The organism is Neorhizobium petrolearium, assembly GCF_017873175.1.
GTDB classification, from domain to species: domain Bacteria; phylum Pseudomonadota; class Alphaproteobacteria; order Rhizobiales; family Rhizobiaceae; genus Neorhizobium; species Neorhizobium petrolearium.
The window spans coordinates 256,039-275,716 of record NZ_JAGGJW010000011.1 but is presented as its reverse complement, the minus strand read 5'-3'; the positions used below and the strand labels follow the sequence as shown (position 1 = coordinate 275,716).

The window sequence follows — 19,678 nt, the reverse complement described above, 5'->3', positions numbered from 1 at the left end:
CCTGTCCTAACAATCTTCGCATGCGACTGCAAGGATGCAGCCTGACAGGAGAGGATATGGCCACCCCGGATATGCTGGTCAATGCACTGACCACGATGCTTGTGACACTCGATCCACCGGGGCTTGCGCCGGTCTTCCTGGGACTGACCGTCGGCATGACTGCGCTCCAGCGGCGGCATGTGGCGCTTCGGGGATCGCTGATTGCGTTCGGCATCCTGGCCGTCTTCGCTCTCTTCGGCTCGGGCGTGCTCGGCATCCTGGGGATTTCGATCGGCGCCTTTCGTATTGCCGGGGGCCTGCTTCTCTTCTGGATATCCTTTGAGATGGTCTTCGAAAGACGCCAGGAGCGGAAGGAAAAGACCTCTCAGGCGGCAATCACCATCGACCATATCCACAATATCGCGGTCTTTCCGCTCGCCCTGCCTCTGATCGCCGGGCCAGGCGCCATTTCCGCGACCGTGCTGCTTGCCGGAACATTCCCCGGTCCATTTGACCGCGCCCTGCTGATCGGTGTCATCGGCTTGATCATGCTGCTGGTCTACGCCACCCTGCTGATCGCAGAACGTCTCGACCGTTTTCTTGGCGTCACCGGCCGGGCGATCCTCACCCGCCTGCTGGGCGTCATCCTCGCCGCCCTGTCCGTCCAGTTCATCGTGGACGGCGTGCGTTCGGCTTTTAATCTATAGAGCGCGACAAAGCCCCGTTTTCTGCTAAAAGCGCTTGCCAACCGGAATGCCATCAATCGGAATCGAAAGTCCATCATGCAACGCACTTTACGCCGGCTTCTGCCCGAAGCCAGCCCCATCAGTACGAGGGAAAGACTGCGCGCCGCTCTCGGTGCTCTGATGGGAATTCTGGTCACGGGGATGATCGGAGGCCTCGCCTTGCGGGCCGACGCATCGCTTCCGGCCCTGATTGCGCCGATGGGAGCCTCGGCCGTCCTGCTCTTTGCCGTACCATCCAGCCCGCTCGCCCAGCCCTGGTCGATCCTCTGCGGCAATACTGTTGCAGCACTGGTCGGCGTGACCGCCGCCTTGCTCATCGATGATCTGTTCGTAGCATCGGCGGCTGCGATCGGTATCGCGATCGCTCTCATGATGACCTTCCGCTGCCTGCATCCGCCGAGCGGTGCGATCGCACTTACCGCCGTACTCGGCGGGCCGGCCATCCATGAACTTGGATACGGTTTTGTCCTCTGGCCGGTCGCAGGCAATTCGCTGGCCCTGCTCGTGCTTGCCCTGATCTTCAACAACCTGACGGGACGCCCCTACCCTCACGCGATCAAGCCGCCCACGACTGATCACGGCACCGCCGATCCCGCTCCCGTTCAGCGCATCGGCTTCACGTCAGAGGACCTCGACGAGGTTCTGAAGGAATATGACGAATTTCTCGATATCGACCGAGACGATCTCGAAACCATCCTGCGGCGAACGGAATTGCGCTCCTATCGCCGCCGCGCCGTCCATCTCGATTGTGCCAGCATCATGTCCCGCGACGTTGTCGCAGTGGCGCCCGACAACTCGCTGAAGGAAGCGCATGACCTGATGCGCGCCCATCATTTCAAGGCCCTGCCCGTTACCAATGACAAAGCCGAGGTCGTCGGCATCGTTACGCAGACCGATTTCCTCGACAAGGCGAACTGGACCAAAGGACGGCCCAGGATCGGCTTCGGCCAACGCCTGCGCCTGGTGCTCTCCGGCAAAAGCGCGCCCAGCGACACGATCAAGGACATCATGACTGCACCCGTCAGAACCGTCAGTCCCGACACGCCCGTTGCCGATGCCATCGTCATCTTTGCCGAGGAAGGACTGCACTACCTGCCGGTCACCCGGAGCAACAATAAACTCGTGGGGATATTGTCACAGTCGGATGTCCTGGTGGCGATGCTCGCCGACGTCGCAACCCAGGACGCCGACATACGTCTAAGCGCCTGAAATGAAACCGGGCGTTCAGGCATCAACCCCGGCAGACGTTGATGAAAGTCGAGGAAATCCTCGATTCTAGAACGGGATATCGTCGTCGAGATCGCGCGAGAAATTCCCGCCTGCCGGCTGCTGGCTGCCACCGCGGCTCGAGCCGCCCGAAGGCCGGCCATAATCATCGCCGCCACCGAAGTCACCGCCGCCGTAGTCGTTCCCGACACGATTGTTACCGCCGCCACCGTAGCCAGCTCGATCGCCACCGCCCTCACCCCGACCATCGAGCATGGTCAGCGTCGAATTGAACCCCTGCAGCACCACTTCCGTCGAATAACGGTCGTTGCCGCTCTGGTCCTGCCATTTGCGGGTCTGCAACTGGCCTTCGATATAGAGCTTGGCGCCCTTCTTCACATATTGCTCGACAACCTTGCAGAGGCCTTCGTTGAAGACGACGACAGTGTGCCACTCGGTCTTCTCGCGGCGTTCGCCGGAATTACGATCGCGCCAGGTCTCGGAGGTCGCAATGCGCAGGTTGGCGATCGGCCGGCCGTCCTGCGTGCGGCGGATTTCCGGATCGGCTCCGACATTCCCCACCAGAATAACCTTGTTCACGCTACCAGCCATAACTCTCACCTCGTCCGCCGCATCCCACGGCCTTAAAATCAATCATGAACACTTTAGCCCATCGGCCCCGTCCATTGGGCGCCTGCGAATTTTAATCCACAGGCAAATTTGTTCTTTATTTGTTCTATTTTATTCCTATAGTGCTGTCAACCGACTCGGAACGGCGGGACATCGCAGCAGTTTTCGTCTCGACAGCCGCGGATCAATCACTACATAAGGACTTCGATCCTCCCCAAAAAGAGCATGTCGATGAGCGAACTGAAGACCATCTCCATACGTGGTGCGCGCGAGCACAATTTGAAGGGCGTCGATCTCGATCTGCCCCGCAATTCGCTTATCGTCATGACGGGGCTTTCCGGCTCGGGCAAGTCTTCGCTTGCCTTCGACACGATCTATGCCGAGGGTCAGCGGCGCTATGTCGAGAGCCTTTCGGCCTATGCACGCCAGTTCCTGGAAATGATGCAGAAGCCGGATGTCGACCAGATCGACGGGCTTTCGCCGGCAATCTCGATCGAACAGAAAACGACCTCGCGCAATCCCCGTTCGACGGTCGGCACGGTCACCGAGATCTACGACTATATGCGCCTGCTCTTCGCACGCGTCGGCGTGCCCTATTCGCCGGCGACGGGATTGCCGATCGAGAGCCAGACCGTCAGCCAGATGGTCGACCGCATCCTCTCCTTTGAGGAAGGAACGCGTCTTTATATTCTGGCGCCGATGATCCGCGGCCGAAAGGGCGAGTACAAGAAAGAACTCGCCGATCTGATGAAGAAGGGCTTTCAGCGCGTCAAGGTCGACGGCCAGTTCTACGAGATTGCCGATGTTCCGGCACTCGACAAGAAATACAAGCACGATATCGATGTGGTGGTGGACCGGCTTGTCGTGCGTTCCGATATCGGTGCGCGCCTCGCCGACAGCCTCGAAACCTCGCTGAAGCTTGCCGACGGCCTTGCGGTTGCCGAGTTCGCCGACAAGCCGCTGCCCCCGGAGGAAACTGCGGCTGGCGGTTCGGCCAACAAATCGCTCAACGAGACACATGAGCGCGTGTTGTTTTCGGAAAAATTCGCCTGCCCCGTTTCCGGCTTCACCATTCCGGAAATCGAGCCACGCCTATTCTCGTTCAACAATCCGTTCGGCGCCTGCCCAACCTGCGACGGGCTCGGCTCGCAGCAGAAGGTGGACGAGGCGCTGATCGTGCCGGAACCGGCGCGCACGTTGCGCGACGGCGCGATCTCGCCCTGGGCGAAATCCACCTCGCCCTATTACAACCAGACACTCGAAGCTTTGGGCAAGGCGTTCGGGTTCAAGCTTTCGAGCCGCTGGAACGAGCTTTCGGAAGAGGCGCAAAGGGCGATCCTGCACGGGACCGAGGAGAAGATCGAATTCCATTATGTCGACGGCGCCCGCTCCTACAAGACTGTGAAGACTTTCGAAGGCATCGTGCCGAATCTCGAGCGCCGCTGGAAGGAAACCGATTCCGCATGGGCGCGTGAGGATATCGAGCGCTACATGTCCGCCGCTCCCTGCCCCGCCTGCAACGGCTATCGCCTGAAGCCGGAAGCACTCGCCGTCAAGATCCATAAGCTGCATATCGGCGAAGTCACCGAGATGTCGATCAGGGTGGCGCGCGACTGGTTCGAAGCGCTGCCGGAACACCTGAACGCCAAGCAGAATGAGATCGCGGTGAGAATTCTCAAGGAAATTCGCGAGCGCCTGCGCTTCCTGAACGATGTCGGCCTCGACTACCTGAGCTTATCTCGCAATTCCGGCACGCTGTCAGGCGGCGAAAGCCAGCGCATCCGGCTTGCCTCGCAGATCGGTTCGGGCCTGACCGGCGTGCTTTATGTGCTCGACGAACCTTCGATCGGGCTCCACCAACGCGACAATGCCCGCCTGCTCGACACGCTGAAGCATCTGCGTGACATCGGCAATACGGTGATCGTCGTCGAGCATGACGAGGATGCTATCCTGACGGCGGACTATGTGGTCGACATCGGCCCGGCTGCCGGCATCCACGGCGGTACGGTGGTGGCTCAAGGGGCGCCGGCCGAGATCATGGCCAATCCAAAATCGCTGACCGGCAAATATCTTTCCGGCGAGCTCGGCGTGCCGGTGCCCCCCGAGCGCAGAAAGCCAAAAAAGGGCAAGGAAATCAGGGTTTTTGGCGCACGCGGCAACAATCTCAGGAATGTTACAGCGGCCATTCCGCTTGGTGTCTTTACGGCGGTGACCGGCGTTTCGGGCGGCGGCAAGTCCACGTTTCTGATCGAGACGCTTTACAAGGCCGCCGCACGCCGCATCATGGGCGCCCGCGAGATTCCCGCCGAGCACGACCGGATCGACGGTTTCGAATTCATCGACAAGGTGATCGATATCGACCAGTCGCCGATCGGACGGACGCCGCGCTCCAACCCGGCGACCTATACCGGCGCCTTCACGCCGATCCGCGACTGGTTCGCGGGCCTGCCGGAAGCAAAAGCGCGGGGCTATCAACCGGGCCGTTTCTCGTTCAACGTCAAGGGTGGGCGGTGCGAGGCTTGTCAGGGCGACGGCGTCATCAAGATCGAGATGCACTTCCTGCCGGACGTCTATGTCACCTGCGACGTCTGCCATGGCAAGCGCTACAATCGCGAGACGCTGGACGTCACCTTCAAGGGCAAGTCGATCGCCGACGTGCTCGATATGACGGTCGAAGAAGGCGTCGAGTTCTTCTCCGCGGTGCCGGCGGTGCGCGACAAGCTGCAGTCGCTCTTCGATGTGGGCCTCGGCTATATCAAGGTTGGTCAGCAGGCCAATACGCTTTCGGGTGGCGAGGCGCAGCGCGTCAAGCTAGCCAAGGAACTGTCGAAGCGCTCGACCGGCCGCACACTCTATATCCTTGACGAGCCGACGACCGGCCTGCATTTCCACGACGTCGCCAAGCTCCTGGAGATGCTGCACGAACTGGTGAACCAGGGCAATTCCGTGGTGGTGATCGAGCACAATCTCGAAGTCATCAAGACGGCGGACTGGATTATCGATATCGGTCCGGAAGGCGGCACGGGCGGCGGCGAGATCGTCGCGGCAGGCACGCCGGAACAGATCGTCAGGGAAAAGCGGTCCTATACGGGCCAATTCCTGAAGGAACTGCTGGATCGGCGACCGGCAAAAAAGGTGGAAGCGGCGGAGTAAACATCCGCATTGGGAGGATGTGAATGACTAAAGCCGGCATTATCCGCACGGGCATTGGTGGATGGACCTTCGAGCCTTGGGAGGGCACGTTTTATCCCGATAAGCTGCCGAAGAAGAAGCAGCTCGAATATGCCGCGAGCAAGCTCGCGGTCATCGAGGTCAACGGCACCTATTACGGTTCCCAGAAGCCCGAGACCTTTGCGAAATGGGCGGCCGACGTGCCAGACGGTTTTATCTTTTCGCTGAAGGCAAGCCGGTTCACCACCAACCGCAAGGTTCTCGCGGAGGCCGGGGAATCGATCGAGAAGTTCCTGGGTCAGGGGCTGACGGAACTCGGCGATCATCTCGGGCCGCTGCTGTGGCAGTTCGCGCCGACGAAGAAATTCGAGCCGGATGATTTCGAGGCCTTCCTGAAACTCCTGCCGAACAAGCTCGACGGCCTGAAGCTGACGCATGTGGTCGAGGTTCGCCACGACACATTCAAGGTACCTGAATTCGTGGCGCTGCTTGCGAAATACAACATCGCTCCCGTCTGCGCCGACCATTTCGACTATCCGATGATCGCCGATGTCACGGCGGACTTCGTCTATGCGCGCCTGCAAAAAGGGTCGGACGAGATCAAGACCTGCTATGCGGAAGAGGATATGAAGGCCTGGGCGAAAAGGTTGGAAACCTGGGCCGAGGGTGACGTGCCGGACGACCTGCCGCTGGTCGACGACAAGCACAGGCCGAAGAAGGAGCCACGCGACGTTTTCGCCTTCTTCATCCATGAAGGCAAGGTGAATGCGCCTTATGGTGCGATGGCGATGCGCGAACTCCTGGAAAGTCGCAGCTAGGGATCTAGCCAGACGCCGGCATGGGCGGCGAGATCCTCGGCCGTCATGCCCCGGCCTACCCGCTTTGCAGCTTCGCCATGAAAATAGACGGCGGCGGCCGCCGCCTCGAAGGCCGGCATGCCTTGGGCGAAGAGTGCGCCGATCATGCCGGCGAGAACGTCGCCGGAGCCGGCGGTGGCGAGCGACGGCGGTCCGTTCGTGTCGATGTAGGCGCGGCCGTCCGGCGCGGCGATCACCGTGTCGGCGCCTTTGTAGACGATTGCCGCATGAGCACGTTCGGCGGCTTTCACCGCCTTTTCCACCTTGCTCAGGTTTTCGTCCGAGGCCAAATCCGGGAAGAGGCGCGGGAACTCGCCCTCATGCGGCGTCAGCGCAAGATGGGTATCGCCGTCGGCAAAGGCGTCGAACAGTTCCGATGGATCGTCCCTGAATGACGTTATGCCGTCCGCATCGAGCACCAGCGGATGATCCCGCAGAGCCAGCACGAATTGCCTTGCCCTCCCGCCGACGCCGAAGCCGGGTCCGAGCACGAAGGCGGCAAGCTTTGCGGTACGAAGCCACGTTTCCAGATCTTCCGCGGTATCGATCTGATGCAGCATGACAGCGGTAAGCGAAGCCGCGTTGACCTCCATGGCATCGCTTGGCGAAGCCACTGTCACAAGCCCTGCCCCCGTCTTCAGCCCCGACGCTGCCGAAAGTCTGGCGGCACCCGTCCTGCTCGCCGGGCCGGAAAACACCGCTAGATGTCCGCGCCGGTATTTATGCGTATCGGGACCGGATGCCGGCAGAAGATTGCGCCACAACACGGGCGAGTTCTCCCTTGTCTTCCCGGCGGCGATTTCGATGATCCGCGCCGGAATGCCGATGTCGAAAACCTCCACTTCACCGCAAAGCAACCGTCCCGGCAGCAGAAGATGCCCCGGCTTGCGCGTCATGAAGGAGACCGTGCAGTTCGCCTCGAAAGCGGCACCGAGGGGGATGCCGCGTCGTCCGCAGAGACCGGAAGGCAGATCGACAGCAAGCACCGGGATCTTCGCCTCACGGACCTTATGGATCACATCCACGACGGGTTCGGCGACGGCGCGTGCGAGACCCGCCCCGAACAGCGCATCGATCACGACGTCGCCGTTTGCCGGATGATAGTCCTGCAATGGCTGTGACGGCAAACCGGAGAGTTCGCGCGCCAGCTTCGCATCGCCCTTCAGCTTTTGCGGATCACCCAGATGATAGGTGGCAACAGATGCGCCCGCTTCCGCGAGAGCCCGGGCCGCGACATATCCATCACCGCCATTGTTGCCAGGACCGCACAGCACGACAAAGCGCCGGGCACCTGGAAAATGCCGCAGCGCCGAAGCCGCCACCGCCTGCCCCGCCCGTTCCATCAGGCCGAAAGACGGAATGCCGGATTCAGCCGAGGCAGCATCGGCCGCTCCCATCTCGTCAGGCGTCAAAAGAATATGGTTCAGCGATTGGCGCATGCTGCTATTGAACGGAAAGATGATCGGAAAACAAGCGTTGTTTCACCTGCCAATTAGCACTAAAAATAGGCAAATGATTAAATCATCGCCACATCCACATACACATTTACGCGTGCTCCACTTTCGAAAAATCGTCATGAAAGCGCACTTTTTGTGCTGTGATGCACAATATCCGGGAAAAACGGAGGCATTTTTGCCACGAAACCCTCGCCTGCGTCGGGATTTGGTGCAAAACAGCATTATTTTTTTGAAAGTACCATCGGAGTTTGGCACGATAACTGCATTGGCATGGCCCAAGTGGGTAGAGGCCTGCTTCAAGGGAGAAGCGGAGAGATAGTTTCTCATGAAAAAGATCGAAGCGATCATCAAGCCTTTCAAGCTCGACGAAGTGAAGGAAGCCCTTCAGGAGGTCGGCTTGCAAGGGATCACCGTGACCGAGGCAAAAGGTTTTGGCCGCCAGAAAGGTCATACCGAGCTCTATCGTGGCGCGGAATATGTCGTCGACTTTCTGCCGAAGGTAAAAGTCGAGGTCGTCCTGGCGGACGAGAATGCGGATGCGGTCATCGAAGCCATTCGGAATGCCGCGCAGACTGGACGGATCGGGGACGGCAAGATATTCGTCTCCAACGTGGAGGAGGTCATCCGCATCCGTACCGGTGAAACAGGCCTAGACGCCATCTAATCCGCCTCGCGGCCGCCGGCCGGGGCTTCACATCGTCATCTTACACATTGAGGAACGTCATATGACGAGCGCAAGCGAAATCATGAAACAAATCAAGGAAAACGACGTCAAGTTCGTGGACCTACGCTTCACCGACCCACGCGGCAAGCTGCAGCATGTCACTATGGACATTTCGGCCGTCGACGAGGACATGTTCGCCGACGGCGTGATGTTCGACGGTTCCTCGATTGCCGGATGGAAGGCCATCAACGAGTCTGACATGGTATTGATGCCTGATCCGGCGACTGTCCATATGGACCCCTTCTTCGCCCAGTCGACGATGGTTATCGTTTGCGACATCCTCGATCCGATCTCCGGCGAGGCCTATAACCGCGATCCGCGCGGCACCGCCAAGAAGGCGGAAGCTTATCTGAAGGCCTCCGGTATCGGCGATACCGTCTATGTAGGTCCCGAGCCGGAGTTCTTCGTCTTCGACGACGTGAAATACAAGGCAGACCCGTACAACACGGGCTTCAAGCTTGATGCGTCCGAACTGCCGTCCAATGATGACACCGACTACGAGACCGGTAACCTCGGCCACCGTCCGCGCGTCAAGGGCGGCTATTTCCCGGTCCCGCCGGTCGACAGCCTGCAGGACATGCGCTCCGAAATGCTGACCGTGCTTGCCGAAATGGGTGTGGTCGTCGAAAAGCACCACCACGAAGTGGCCGCCGCCCAGCACGAGCTTGGCGTCAAATTTGACACGCTGGTGCGCAACGCCGACAAGATCCAGATCTACAAGTATGTCGTGCACCAGGTCGCCAATGCCTATGGCAAGACCGCAACCTTCATGCCGAAACCGGTTTTCGGCGACAACGGTTCAGGCATGCACGTTCATCAGTCGATCTGGAAGGATGGCAAGCCGACCTTTGCCGGGGACGAGTATGCAGGCCTTTCCGAGACCTGCCTCTATTATATCGGCGGCATCATCAAGCATGCCAAGGCGATCAACGCCTTCACCAATCCGTCGACGAACTCCTACAAGCGTCTCGTACCAGGCTATGAAGCGCCGGTTCTGCTCGCCTATTCGGCTCGCAACCGTTCGGCATCCTGCCGTATCCCCTTCGGCTCCGGCCCGAAGTCGAAGCGCGTCGAAGTTCGCTTCCCGGATCCGCTGGCAAATCCCTATCTCGGCTTCGCCGCCATGCTGATGGCCGGCCTCGACGGCATCAAGAACAAGATCCATCCCGGCAAAGCCATGGACAAGGACCTTTACGACCTGCCGCCGAAGGAACTGAAGAAGATCCCAACCGTCTGCGGTTCACTGCGCGAAGCGCTTGAAAACCTCGACAAGGACCGCAAGTTCCTGACGGCAGGCGGCGTCTTCGACGACGATCAGATCGACGCCTATATCGAACTGAAGATGACCGAAGTGATGCGCTTTGAAATGACGCCGCATCCGGTCGAATTCGACATGTATTATTCATCCTGATCAGGGCGGCGGGGGTCTCTCCCGCGCCTTTCCTCGAACGGCGGGCTTCAGGCCCGCCGTTTTCAGTTGGTGAGGCTGTTGCTTTGCCGAAATTTCTCCGGTGTTCCGATGTCCTCCGCGAATACGCCGCAACCGCGTGCTCTCGACTGGCTGATCTTCGTTTTCGTGCCCGTCTTCTTTTCCAGCAACCTGATCTTCGGGCGCGGGGTGATCGGGGAGGTCGGTCCCTTCATCACGGCGTTCATCCGCTGGGCCGGATCGACGCTGGCCATGGTGCCGCTGCTCTATCTCGACTGGCCGGCCGCCCGGACCTTCGTCCGCGAGCACACCTGGCTCTGGCTGTGGCTCGGCTTCCTGAGTATCGGCATCTGCGGCGGCTTCGTTTATTGGGCGCTGACGCTGACCACGGCCTCGAATGCAACCCTGATCTACACGACTTCATCGCTCTTCATCATCCTGTTCGAATGGCAGTTTTCCGGCCGCAAGATCAGCGGCCGCGAACTGTTGGGCATGGGTGTCGCATTTGCAGGGGTCGCCGCGATCGTACTGCGTGGTGATTTCGGCGCCCTCACGCACATGGACTTCAACTTCGGCGACCTCGGCATGCTTGTGGCGGCGATTGCCTTCGCGGTCTATTCGGTGCTCCTGCGCCGGCCCGCCGCACAGGCCATCCGGCCGCTCTCGCTATTCGGCTTGATCGCCTTTTCCGGATCCTTGCTTTTGCTGCCTCCGGCTGTCTGGGAATTCCTTCACGACGGGCTCTTGCCTAGGACAGCGTCGGCCTGGTCGAAGATCGCCGGCATCATCCTTTTCGCTTCGCTTGCCGCTTTCTTCTGTTTCCAGCATACGGTGCGCATCTTCGGGCCGGCGACAGCCGGCATCACGCTCTACATGATGCCACCCGTCTCGATCGTCATGGCGGTTGTATTCCTGGATGAAACTTTCGAGCAGTATCATGCGTTCGGAATCGTTCTGGTGCTTGGCGGTGTCATTCTGGCCACCTCAAAACCATGGAAACTTGCGAATACTTAAGTCTATCCCGTGGAACGATGGGGACTGGCCTGCATTAATCCCTTGATGTCGGGAGGTTTTATTCCCACATTGGATGCGAAAGGACATCGCACCATGAAACAACGCAACGCTAAATTTACCATCGGAGAAGTGGTCCGCCACAAAGTCTTTCCGTTTCGGGGCGTCGTGTTCGATGTTGATCCGGAATATGCCAATACGGAGGAGTGGTGGAACTCCATTCCCGCAGAAATCCGGCCGAGCAAAGACCAGCCCTTCTATCATCTCCTGGCGGAGAATGACGAGACGGAATATGTCGCCTATGTTTCGGAACAGAACCTGGAACATGACGAAAGCGACGCGCCACTGCGCAATCCGCAGGTCTATCAGATCTTCGATCGCGCTCCATCCGGCCAGTTGAAGCCCAAGATCATCCTGGCCCATTGATCCGGCCCAGCCGGAGCGTTTTGAAACTGAAGAGTGCCGGCGTTCCTGCCGGCGCTTTTTTTATCAGAATCAAAAAACCCGGCGCAAGGCCGGGCTTTCGATGGGGTTCTGACCGGAATTACTGGCCCTGCTTGGCAGCGTTCTGGGCGTCTTCCAGCTTCTTGCGCGTTTCTTCAGCCTTGCGCTGCATGCCCTCTTCCAAGCTCCGCTGGCTCTGGGCGATCTGCTCCTGCGGCATCGCAGGGCCATCGAAGGCGCCTGTGAAGCCCTGGAGGGAGACCTTGATCGGGTTCGGAGCCCGACGGAAGTTGATCGAGGTGAAGACCACATCATTGCCCTTCTTGAGGCTTGCGATCATCGCGTCTGTCAGCGGAACTTCGGCGGTGCACTTGTCGGGAAGGCAGACAACGTAATCGAGCTTCTGGCCCTTGCCGCCGTCGATCTGCATGACGATGCCCGGCGGCACCAGGCGTGCAGTCGGCACGGAAACCTGCAGGATCTTACGGTTGACCTTGCCTTCGACCGTGATCAGGCCGACGGCGGTAATCAACTGGCCGTTCTGAGCTGCGATGATATTCTGGACGACACAGAGATCATTATCGTCCTGCTTGGTGCAGGTCTTGAACCAGCCGAGCGGCGGGGCACCCGGAGCACCGGCTGCCGGAGCCGCCGCGTCCTGTGCAAGCGATGCAACCGGCAGCGCGCTCGCGCCGATCGAAAGTGCGAGAGCGGACATCGCCGTCCGCAGAACTTGGGTTGCCTTGAGCATCATAACGAAATCCGTCTCCTGAAATCCGTTGGGCGCGGCCGAAGCCGTTCTCATCCCTCGGGGCGTCTTACTGCCCGTCACCTGTCGGTCAAATGAGGCAATTGAATGACCCGCCCGTCTGGCCAACCTGTTACATCGGGCCGCCGCCGATATCCAGCCCTCCTTTCGCTTTTTTTGACAAGACGTTAATGTCGCCGATCAATCTTTTGCGTGTTCCGGCGGTTGGTGCCCCTCTTTGCTTGCGCTATCTTGCGGGCGAATCAGCGAGGATTTCACCGCCATGAGTCCCATGCGACATTTCATTCCGTTTATGGCCGCACTTCTGATCGGCACGCCCGCACTGGCAGAACCCCTTCATGGAATCGCCATGCACGGCAGTCCGGCGCTACCGCCGGATTACAAGCATTTTTCCTATGTCAACCCGGACGTGAAGAAGGGCGGCAAGGTAGCCTACGGCGTCGTCGGCACATTCGACAGCCTCAATCCCTTCGTCCTGAAAAGCATGCGCACCACCGCGCGTGGGCTCTGGGATCCGATTTTCGGCCATCTCGTCTATGAACCGCTGATGACGCGATCAAGCGACGAACCTTTCACCCTATACGGTCTGCTCGCCGAGAGCGTCGAATGGGACGAGGGCCGCAGCTTCATCCAGTTCAACCTTAATCCGAATGCGAAATGGTCGGACGGCGAGCCAGTCACGGCGGATGACGTGATCTTCACCTTCGAACTCCTGCGCGACAAGGGCCGCATCCCCTTTTCAAACCGGCTAACGCCCGTAGAGAAAATGGAAAAGATTGGCGAGCACAGCGTCCGCTTCACCTTCAATGACAAGGCGGACCGGGAATTCCCGCTGATTCTCGCAACTGCCACGCCGATCCTGCCGAAGCATGCCATCGACCCGACCACATTCGACCAGTCAACGTTGAAACCGCCGGTCGGCTCCGGCCCCTATCGGGTGAAATCCGTCTCTCCCGGCGAGCGCATCGTCTACGAGCGCAATCCGGACTACTGGGGAAAGGACATTCCTTCCAAAATCGGTTTCGACAACTACGACGAAGTTACGGTCGAATATTTCCTGCAGGAAAATACGCTGTTCGAGGCGTTCAAGAAGGGTGAGGTCGATATCTATCTGGAAGGCAGCCCTACCCACTGGGCACGCGCCTACGATTTCCCGGCCGTGCAGAACGGCGATGTCGTGAAAGACGCATTCAAGCCACAGCTGCCGACCGGGATGCTCGGTTTCGTCTTCAACACCCGCCGCCCTATCTTTGCCGATGTCAACGTCCGTGCCGGCCTATCGCTTGCCTTCGATTTCGAATGGGCCAACAGGAACCTCTTCGAAGACGCCTATACTCGCACGGAAAGCTTCTGGCAGAACTCTCCCCTTTCCTCTCTCGGCAAACCAGCCGACGAGCGGGAGATCAAGATCCTCGGAACCACCAAGGACAGGATCGAACCGGCCGTGCTCGACGGCACATATCGCCTGCCGAGGACCGATGGCTCCGGCGCCGATCGCAAAGTGCTGCGCGAGTCGGTCGAACTTTTGAAGAAGGGCGGCTATACGATCAAGAACGGCAGGATGTCGGATGCGTCCGGCAGACCGCTCACCTTCGAAGTGATGACCCAGACCCAGGACCAGGAGAAACTGGCGATCACCTATCAGCGGACGCTGAAGATGATCGGGATCGATATGTCGATCCGCACCGTAGACGACGCGCAATACCAGGCGCGTTCCGGCAATTTCGACTACGACGTGATCGTCAAATCCTACCCCTCATCGCTATCGCCGGGCATTGAGCAGATGGGCCGCTGGGGCTCGTCTTCACGCGACAAGGACGGCAGCTTCAATTTTGCGGGCACTGCCGACCCCGATCTCGACAGGCTCATCGAGGCCATGCTGACGGCACGCAGCAAGGAGGATTTCGAGGCGACGGTTCGGGCTTACGACCGCATGCTGATTTCCGGCCATTATCTTGTGCCACTCTACCACATCGCGGAACAATGGGTGGCGCGGCGCAAGCATATCGGTTATCCGGAAGCGCTGCCGCTTTACGGCTACCAGCTCAACACCTGGTGGGATAAACGCGCGCAATAACCGGAAACATCCAGCCCTGCCAATGAAAGGACACCCGCCGTGGAGCGCGTAACCGTCGACATCGTATCGGATGTGGTCTGCCCCTGGTGCTATCTCGGCAAGGCGCGGCTGGAACTTGCAATCGCCGAGGTCCAGGACGAGGTGAGCGTCGACGTCAACTGGCGGCCCTACCGGCTCAATCCGGACCATCCGCAGGAAGGCGTCGATCACCAGGCCGAACTGGCGCGTAAGCTCGGCGGCAAAGATGCCGTGGACCGCGCGCATGAAATGCTGAAGAAGCTCGGCGAAGAGGTCGGCATCCGCTATAATTTCGAAGCGATCAAGATTGGCCCCAATACGCTCGATGCGCATCGCCTGCTGCACTGGGCGATGATGGAAGGCCGAGAGATTCAGGACAGGGTCGCGACCGCGCTCTTCAGGGCGAATTTCGAAGAAGGCCGCAATGTCGGGGATCACGCTGTTCTAGCCGATATCGCCGCGCAAAGCGGCCTCAACCGCAAGGTCATTGAAAACCTTCTGAAAACCGAAGCGGACAAGGATACGGTGCTGTCCGAGATCGACGCGGCGCAGAAGATGGGCGTCACTGGCGTGCCCTTCTTCATTCTCGACGGGCAATATGCGGTCAGCGGCGCCCAGACGCCGGATGTGTTTGCCAATGCGTTGCGCGAAATCGCCAAATTGAAGACGGAAGCCCGCAAGGGCATGATCTGAACCGCCCAGGAGCCATTGTCTTGCGTAGCGACCAGAGCATGAAGGGCGTTCTCCTCGCCTTCGCTTCCTTTGCGGCCTATTCCTGGAGCGATGCTAGCGTCAAGATGATCGAAGGCGCATTGACGGCCTATGAGATGGGGTTTTTCGGGGCCGTCTTTATGCTTGCCGGCTTTCCATTTCTGCTGAAACCCGACGACCGATGGACGGATGCCTTCAGAAGCAGCAACCGGCCGCTGTGGATCCTGCGTTTCTTCTCGTCTGCCATCGGCACGATCGGCAGTGTCGCCGCCTTCACCTATCTCTCGATGGCGGAAGCCTTCGCGCTGATCTTCCTGTTGCCTTCGTTCGTAACGATCATGTCCGTGCTCTTCCTCAAGGAAGCGGTCGGCATCAAGCGCTGGAGCGCCGTCATCATCGGTTTCATCGGTGTGCTCGTCGTGCTCCGCCCCGGCTTCCGCGAACTTTCCATCGGCCATGTCGGCGCTGTCTTCGCGGGACTTTCCGGCGCGATCTCCATCATTGTTTATCGCGCCATGGGACCGTCGGAGAAAAACATCTCACTCTATGGCGCCGGCATCATCGGCGTACTCGTCGTGCTGGGCATCCTCATGATCCCCGACTTCCGCTGGCCGACCCTGCCCGAATGGGCCATGCTTGCCGGATACGGTCTTCTCGCGGCGCTCGCCACCATCCTGCTGATGTATGCGGCCTATTACGCGCCGGCCGCCCTTGTCGGTCCGACGCAATACAGCCAGATGCTCTGGGCGATCCTGTTCGGCTATCTGATCTTCGGCGACACAGTCGACCTGCCGATGCTCGTTGGCATCGTCCTGATCATCGGCTCCGGCCTGCTCACGCTAGCGCGCGAGCGGGCTCGCGATGTGCCGCTACCGAGATCCGTCGCGACCGACCCACAAGCCGCGGTCGTCACCAAACCCGACGCTCAATCCGACAACTAATCAGCTTTTGCCAACTCGGCAAATTGCGTCATCACCTGGGCGGCAGCCGTGAGCCGTTTCTCCGGCGATGGCAGGTCGCGCGTGAGGAACACGCTCTGATCCGGCCGGATTTTTGCCAGCGTTCCCTGCTTGGCGATGTAGCCGACCAGCGCCGCCGGATTGGGGAACTGCTTGTCACGGAAGCTGACAACCAGACCCTTCGGGCCGGCGTCCAGCTTTTCGACATTGGCCTTGCGGCAAAGCGACTTGATATAGACGACCTTCAGGAGGTTCTGCACTTCGGGCGGCATGGGACCGAAACGGTCCACCATTTCCGCGCCGAAACCATCGATCTCTGAAAGTTCGGTCAGCTCGCCAAGCCGGCGATAAAGACCCATGCGCAGATGCAGATCGGGCACATAGCTTTCCGGGATCATCACTGTGATGCCGACGGAAATCTGCGGCGACCAGCCGGTGTCGATGATTTCGTCGTCCCCCTTCACTTCAGCGACAGCTTCCTCCAGCATCTGCTGATAGAGTTCGAAGCCGACTTCCTTAATATGGCCCGACTGCTCCTCCCCGAGCAGATTGCCCGCACCGCGAATGTCGAGGTCGTGGCTGGCGAGCTGGAAGCCTGCGCCCAGCGTATCAAGCGACTGCAGCACTTTCAGTCGACGATCGGCGGTCGTCGTCAGCGGTTTGTTGACCGGCAGGGTAAAGAGCGCGAAGGCGCGCACCTTGGAGCGTCCCACCCGACCGCGCAGCTGGTAAAGCTGCGCCAGCCCGAACATATCGGCCCGGTGGACGATCAGCGTATTGGCGGTCGGCACGTCGAGGCCGGACTCGACGATGGTGGTCGATAGAAGTACGTCGTATTTGCCGTCGTAGAAGGCATTCATGATGTCTTCGAGTTCGCCGGCCGGCATCTGCCCGTGGGCAACCGCAACCTTCAATTCCGGCACGTCCGACTGCAGGAAGTCCTGGATCTCCGGCAGATCGGCAATTCGCGGGCAGACATAAAAACTCTGGCCGCCGCGATAATGCTCTCGCATCAGCGTCTCGCGGATGACGAGCGGGTCGAAGGGCGAGATGAAGGTGCGCACCGCCATGCGGTCGACCGGCGGCGTCGTGATGAGCGAGAGTTCACGCACGCCCGTCATGGCAAGCTGCAGCGTGCGCGGGATCGGCGTCGCAGACAGCGTCAGCACATGCACATCGCTCTTGAGCTCCTTCAGCCGCTCCTTGTGCTTGACGCCGAAATGCTGCTCCTCGTCGATGATGAGCAGACTGAGGTTGGCGAACTTGATACCGGCACCGAGCAGCGCATGGGTGCCGACAACGATATCGACCTTGCCCTCGGCCAAGCCCTTCTTGGTATCTGCCAGTTCCTTGGCGGAGACGAGCCGCGATGCCTGGGCGATCGTGATCGGCAGGCCACGGAAGCGTTCCTTGAAGGTCCTGTAGTGCTGGCGGGCGAGCAAAGTGGTCGGCACCACGACCGCCACCTGTGCGCCATTCATCGCGGCAAAGAAGGCGGCGCGCAGCGCTACTTCCGTCTTGCCGAAACCGACGTCGCCGCAGACGAGGCGATCCATCGGTCGGCCGGCGCCGAGATCGTCGCGCACGGCGTCAATCGCATTCGCCTGATCCTCGGTCTCGTCATACGGGAAGCGGGCGGCGAATTCATCATAAAGCCCTTCCGGCGTCGTGAGCACCGGCGCGCGGCGGGTCATGCGCGCGGCGGCGATGCGGATCAGATCGTCCGCCATGTCAAGCAGCCGCTTCTTGAGCTTCGCCTTGCGTGCTTGCCATGCACCACCGCCAAGCCTGTCGAGCTGGGCTTCGGCCGCATCGGAACCGTAGCGCGACAGAAGATCGATGTTTTCGACAGGCAGGAAGAGTTTTGCCTGATCGGCATAATGCAATTCCAGGCAAGCGCGCGGCGCGCCGGCCGCCTCGATCGTGACGAGACCTACGAAACGGCCGATACCGTGTTCCGCATGGACGACGAGCGAGCCTTCATCGAGACCGGTAACTTCGGTCAGGAAATCCGCCCCGCGCTTGCGACGCTTGCCGCGGCGAACCATGCGATCGCCCAGGATGTCCTGCTCGCCGATGACCGCGATGCTATCCGTCTCAAAACCCGCTTCGAGGCTGAGGACGGCGGAAGCTGCCTCCCCCTTTTCGAGCAGATCCAGGTCGGAGAGCTTTTCAACGGGCCTGATGCGCTTCAGGCCACGCTCGTCCAGAACCTGCAGCAGGCGGTCGAGCGAGCCGACAGACCAGCCGGTGACGAGAACCTTGATGCCTTCGGCGCGCTTGTCGGCGATGTGCTTGACCACGAGGTCGAAGACGTTGACGCGTTCGTCGCGCGCTTTGTCTTCGGCCTGGTTTTTTGCCCAGCGCGGGCCGGCATGGGCGCCTACTGTCACCACGCGGCGACCTTCCGCATCCACCTCGTTGAAGGGTGTCACCCGGAGTGCGCCGACGGCGTCGAGCGCCGATGCAAACGCCTTGCCATCGAGATAAAGCTGACCTGGCGAAATGGGTTTGTAAGGGGCGGCCTGTGCTGCGGCGCCCTTTCCTTCTCTGCCGCTATCGCGCCGCGCCTCGTAATAGTCGAGAACGAGTTTCGAACGCTCGGTCGCCGCTTCACGCGCCGTATGGTCGGTGACGATACGGAAGCCCCGGAGGTAGTCGAAGGCGGTTTCAAGCCCTTCGTAAAACAGCGGCAGCCAGTGCTCGATGCCGGCATAGCGTCGGCCTTCGGATACCGCCTGATAGAGTGCGTCATCGCGCGTCGCGGCACCGAAAAGTGAAAGGTAGTTCTTTCGGAAACGGCTGATGGTATCGGGCGTCAGCGTCACCTCGCTCATCGGGTTCAGGTCGAGCGACCTCGCCTGGCCTGTCGTGCGCTGGCTGGCCGGATCGAAGGACCGGATCGACTCCAGCGTATCGCCGAAGAAATCAAGCCGCACCGGCTCTTCCGTACCCGGCACGAAAACGTCCAGAATGCCGCCGCGCACCGCAAACTCACCGACCTCGCGCACGGTCGCCACGCGCTCGAAGCCATTGCGCTCCAGTCGAGCGGCGATGTCGTCCATGCGCACCTGATTACCGGGTTTGGCCGAGAAGGCGAGGCTTTCGATGATGTCGGCGGGAGCGATCTTCTGCAGCATGGCGTTGACCGTGACGAGCACGATCGCCGCATGTGGCTTCTTCCTATGCGCAATCAGGCCGGAGAGTGCGGCCAGCCTCCGGGCGGAGACATCGGCGCTCGGCGAGACCCGGTCATAGGGAAGGCAGTCCCAGGCGGGCAGCGTGAGGACCGGAATTTCCGGCGCGACGAAGGACAGCATCTGTTCCAGATCGGGCATGCTCTGCCCGTCGGACATGACATAGGCGACCGGCTGGCCGGCGCGCGCGAGCTCTGCCAGGACGAGCGGCTCCATGCCGGGCGGCACGTTGCCGATGGTAAGCGAACTTTCTGCCGCCGTTATTCTTTTTGCGTCGAATCCGGGAATCATCG

Annotated in this window: 15 protein-coding genes; 11 read left to right on the top strand and 4 right to left on the bottom strand. The window is 60.2% G+C overall.

The features are described 5' to 3' along the window. Positions 1-56 precede the first annotated feature (56 nt). Both J2046_RS21795 and J2046_RS21790 read left to right on the top strand, forming a co-directional pair. Positions 57-686 (top strand): MarC family protein, encoded by a 630-nt coding sequence (locus J2046_RS21795; RefSeq protein ID WP_210055508.1) that lies wholly within the window; start codon positions 57-59, stop codon positions 684-686. A 75-nt stretch (positions 687-761) separates the two neighbouring features. Beyond that, a complete protein-coding gene (locus J2046_RS21790) occupies positions 762-1,934 on the top strand; it encodes an HPP family protein (protein ID WP_210055506.1) in 1,173 nt (390 codons plus the stop codon). A gap of 66 nt (positions 1,935-2,000) precedes the next feature. On the opposite strand, the gene J2046_RS21785 is transcribed toward J2046_RS21790, so the two are convergent. Beyond that, on the bottom strand, positions 2,001-2,543 hold the full coding sequence (locus J2046_RS21785) for a single-stranded DNA-binding protein (RefSeq protein ID WP_210055505.1): 543 nt from the start codon (positions 2,541-2,543) through the stop codon (positions 2,001-2,003). Positions 2,544-2,792: 249 nt separating this feature from the next. Between J2046_RS21785 and uvrA the strand changes: the two genes are divergently transcribed. Both uvrA and J2046_RS21775 read left to right on the top strand, forming a co-directional pair. Further along, the gene (gene uvrA / locus J2046_RS21780) at positions 2,793-5,714 is read left to right on the top strand and encodes an excinuclease ABC subunit UvrA (protein WP_210055503.1); all 2,922 of its coding nucleotides are present in this window, start codon (positions 2,793-2,795) and stop codon (positions 5,712-5,714) included. 23 nt (positions 5,715-5,737) lie between these two features. Continuing rightward, the gene (locus tag J2046_RS21775) at positions 5,738-6,550 is read left to right on the top strand and encodes a DUF72 domain-containing protein (protein WP_210055501.1); all 813 of its coding nucleotides are present in this window, start codon (positions 5,738-5,740) and stop codon (positions 6,548-6,550) included. Here the strand turns inward: J2046_RS21775 and J2046_RS21770 are convergent. Beyond that, positions 6,547-8,028 (bottom strand): NAD(P)H-hydrate dehydratase, encoded by a 1,482-nt coding sequence (locus J2046_RS21770; RefSeq protein ID WP_210055499.1) that lies wholly within the window; start codon positions 8,026-8,028, stop codon positions 6,547-6,549. The two genes, J2046_RS21775 and J2046_RS21770, sit on opposite strands and share 4 nt — an antisense overlap. A gap of 343 nt (positions 8,029-8,371) precedes the next feature. On the opposite strand from J2046_RS21770, the gene J2046_RS21765 reads away from it, so the two are divergent. From J2046_RS21765 to hspQ, 4 genes are all read left to right on the top strand, one after another. Then, on the top strand, positions 8,372-8,710 hold the full coding sequence (locus tag J2046_RS21765; RefSeq protein ID WP_037146875.1) for a P-II family nitrogen regulator: 339 nt from the start codon (positions 8,372-8,374) through the stop codon (positions 8,708-8,710). A gap of 61 nt (positions 8,711-8,771) precedes the next feature. After that, positions 8,772-10,181 carry a type I glutamate--ammonia ligase gene (glnA, locus tag J2046_RS21760; protein WP_037146872.1) on the top strand — a complete coding sequence of 470 codons (1,410 nt, stop codon included), beginning with the start codon at positions 8,772-8,774 and terminating at the stop codon, positions 10,179-10,181. Positions 10,182-10,289: 108 nt separating this feature from the next. Continuing rightward, positions 10,290-11,213: a DMT family transporter gene (locus J2046_RS21755; RefSeq protein WP_210055497.1), complete on the top strand. Its 924-nt coding sequence runs from the start codon at positions 10,290-10,292 to the stop codon at positions 11,211-11,213. Positions 11,214-11,306: 93 nt separating this feature from the next. Next, the gene (hspQ, locus tag J2046_RS21750) at positions 11,307-11,636 is read left to right on the top strand and encodes a heat shock protein HspQ (RefSeq protein WP_037148432.1); all 330 of its coding nucleotides are present in this window, start codon (positions 11,307-11,309) and stop codon (positions 11,634-11,636) included. Between the two features lie 118 nt (positions 11,637-11,754). Here the strand turns inward: hspQ and J2046_RS21745 are convergent, their stop codons facing one another. Further along, complete coding sequence (locus J2046_RS21745) at positions 11,755-12,408, bottom strand: invasion associated locus B family protein (RefSeq protein WP_210055495.1); 654 nt, start codon at positions 12,406-12,408, stop codon at positions 11,755-11,757. A gap of 286 nt (positions 12,409-12,694) precedes the next feature. On the opposite strand from J2046_RS21745, the gene J2046_RS21740 reads away from it, so the two are divergent. From J2046_RS21740 to J2046_RS21730, 3 genes are read left to right on the top strand one after another with little or no spacing between them, the layout of a single operon-like run. After that, positions 12,695-14,500: an extracellular solute-binding protein gene (locus J2046_RS21740; RefSeq protein ID WP_411828538.1), complete on the top strand. Its 1,806-nt coding sequence runs from the start codon at positions 12,695-12,697 to the stop codon at positions 14,498-14,500. A gap of 39 nt (positions 14,501-14,539) precedes the next feature. Continuing rightward, entirely contained in the window at positions 14,540-15,211 is a 672-nt protein-coding gene (locus J2046_RS21735; protein WP_210055491.1) for a DsbA family oxidoreductase, read from the top strand. Positions 15,212-15,249: 38 nt separating this feature from the next. Beyond that, positions 15,250-16,170 (top strand): DMT family transporter, encoded by a 921-nt coding sequence (locus tag J2046_RS21730; protein WP_210055552.1) that lies wholly within the window; start codon positions 15,250-15,252, stop codon positions 16,168-16,170. On the opposite strand, the gene mfd is transcribed toward J2046_RS21730, so the two are convergent. Continuing rightward, positions 16,167-19,676, bottom strand: a complete 3,510-nt coding sequence (mfd, locus tag J2046_RS21725) for a transcription-repair coupling factor (RefSeq protein WP_210055489.1) — start codon at positions 19,674-19,676, stop codon at positions 16,167-16,169. The two genes, J2046_RS21730 and mfd, sit on opposite strands and share 4 nt — an antisense overlap. Between the last annotated feature and the right edge of the window lie 2 nt (positions 19,677-19,678).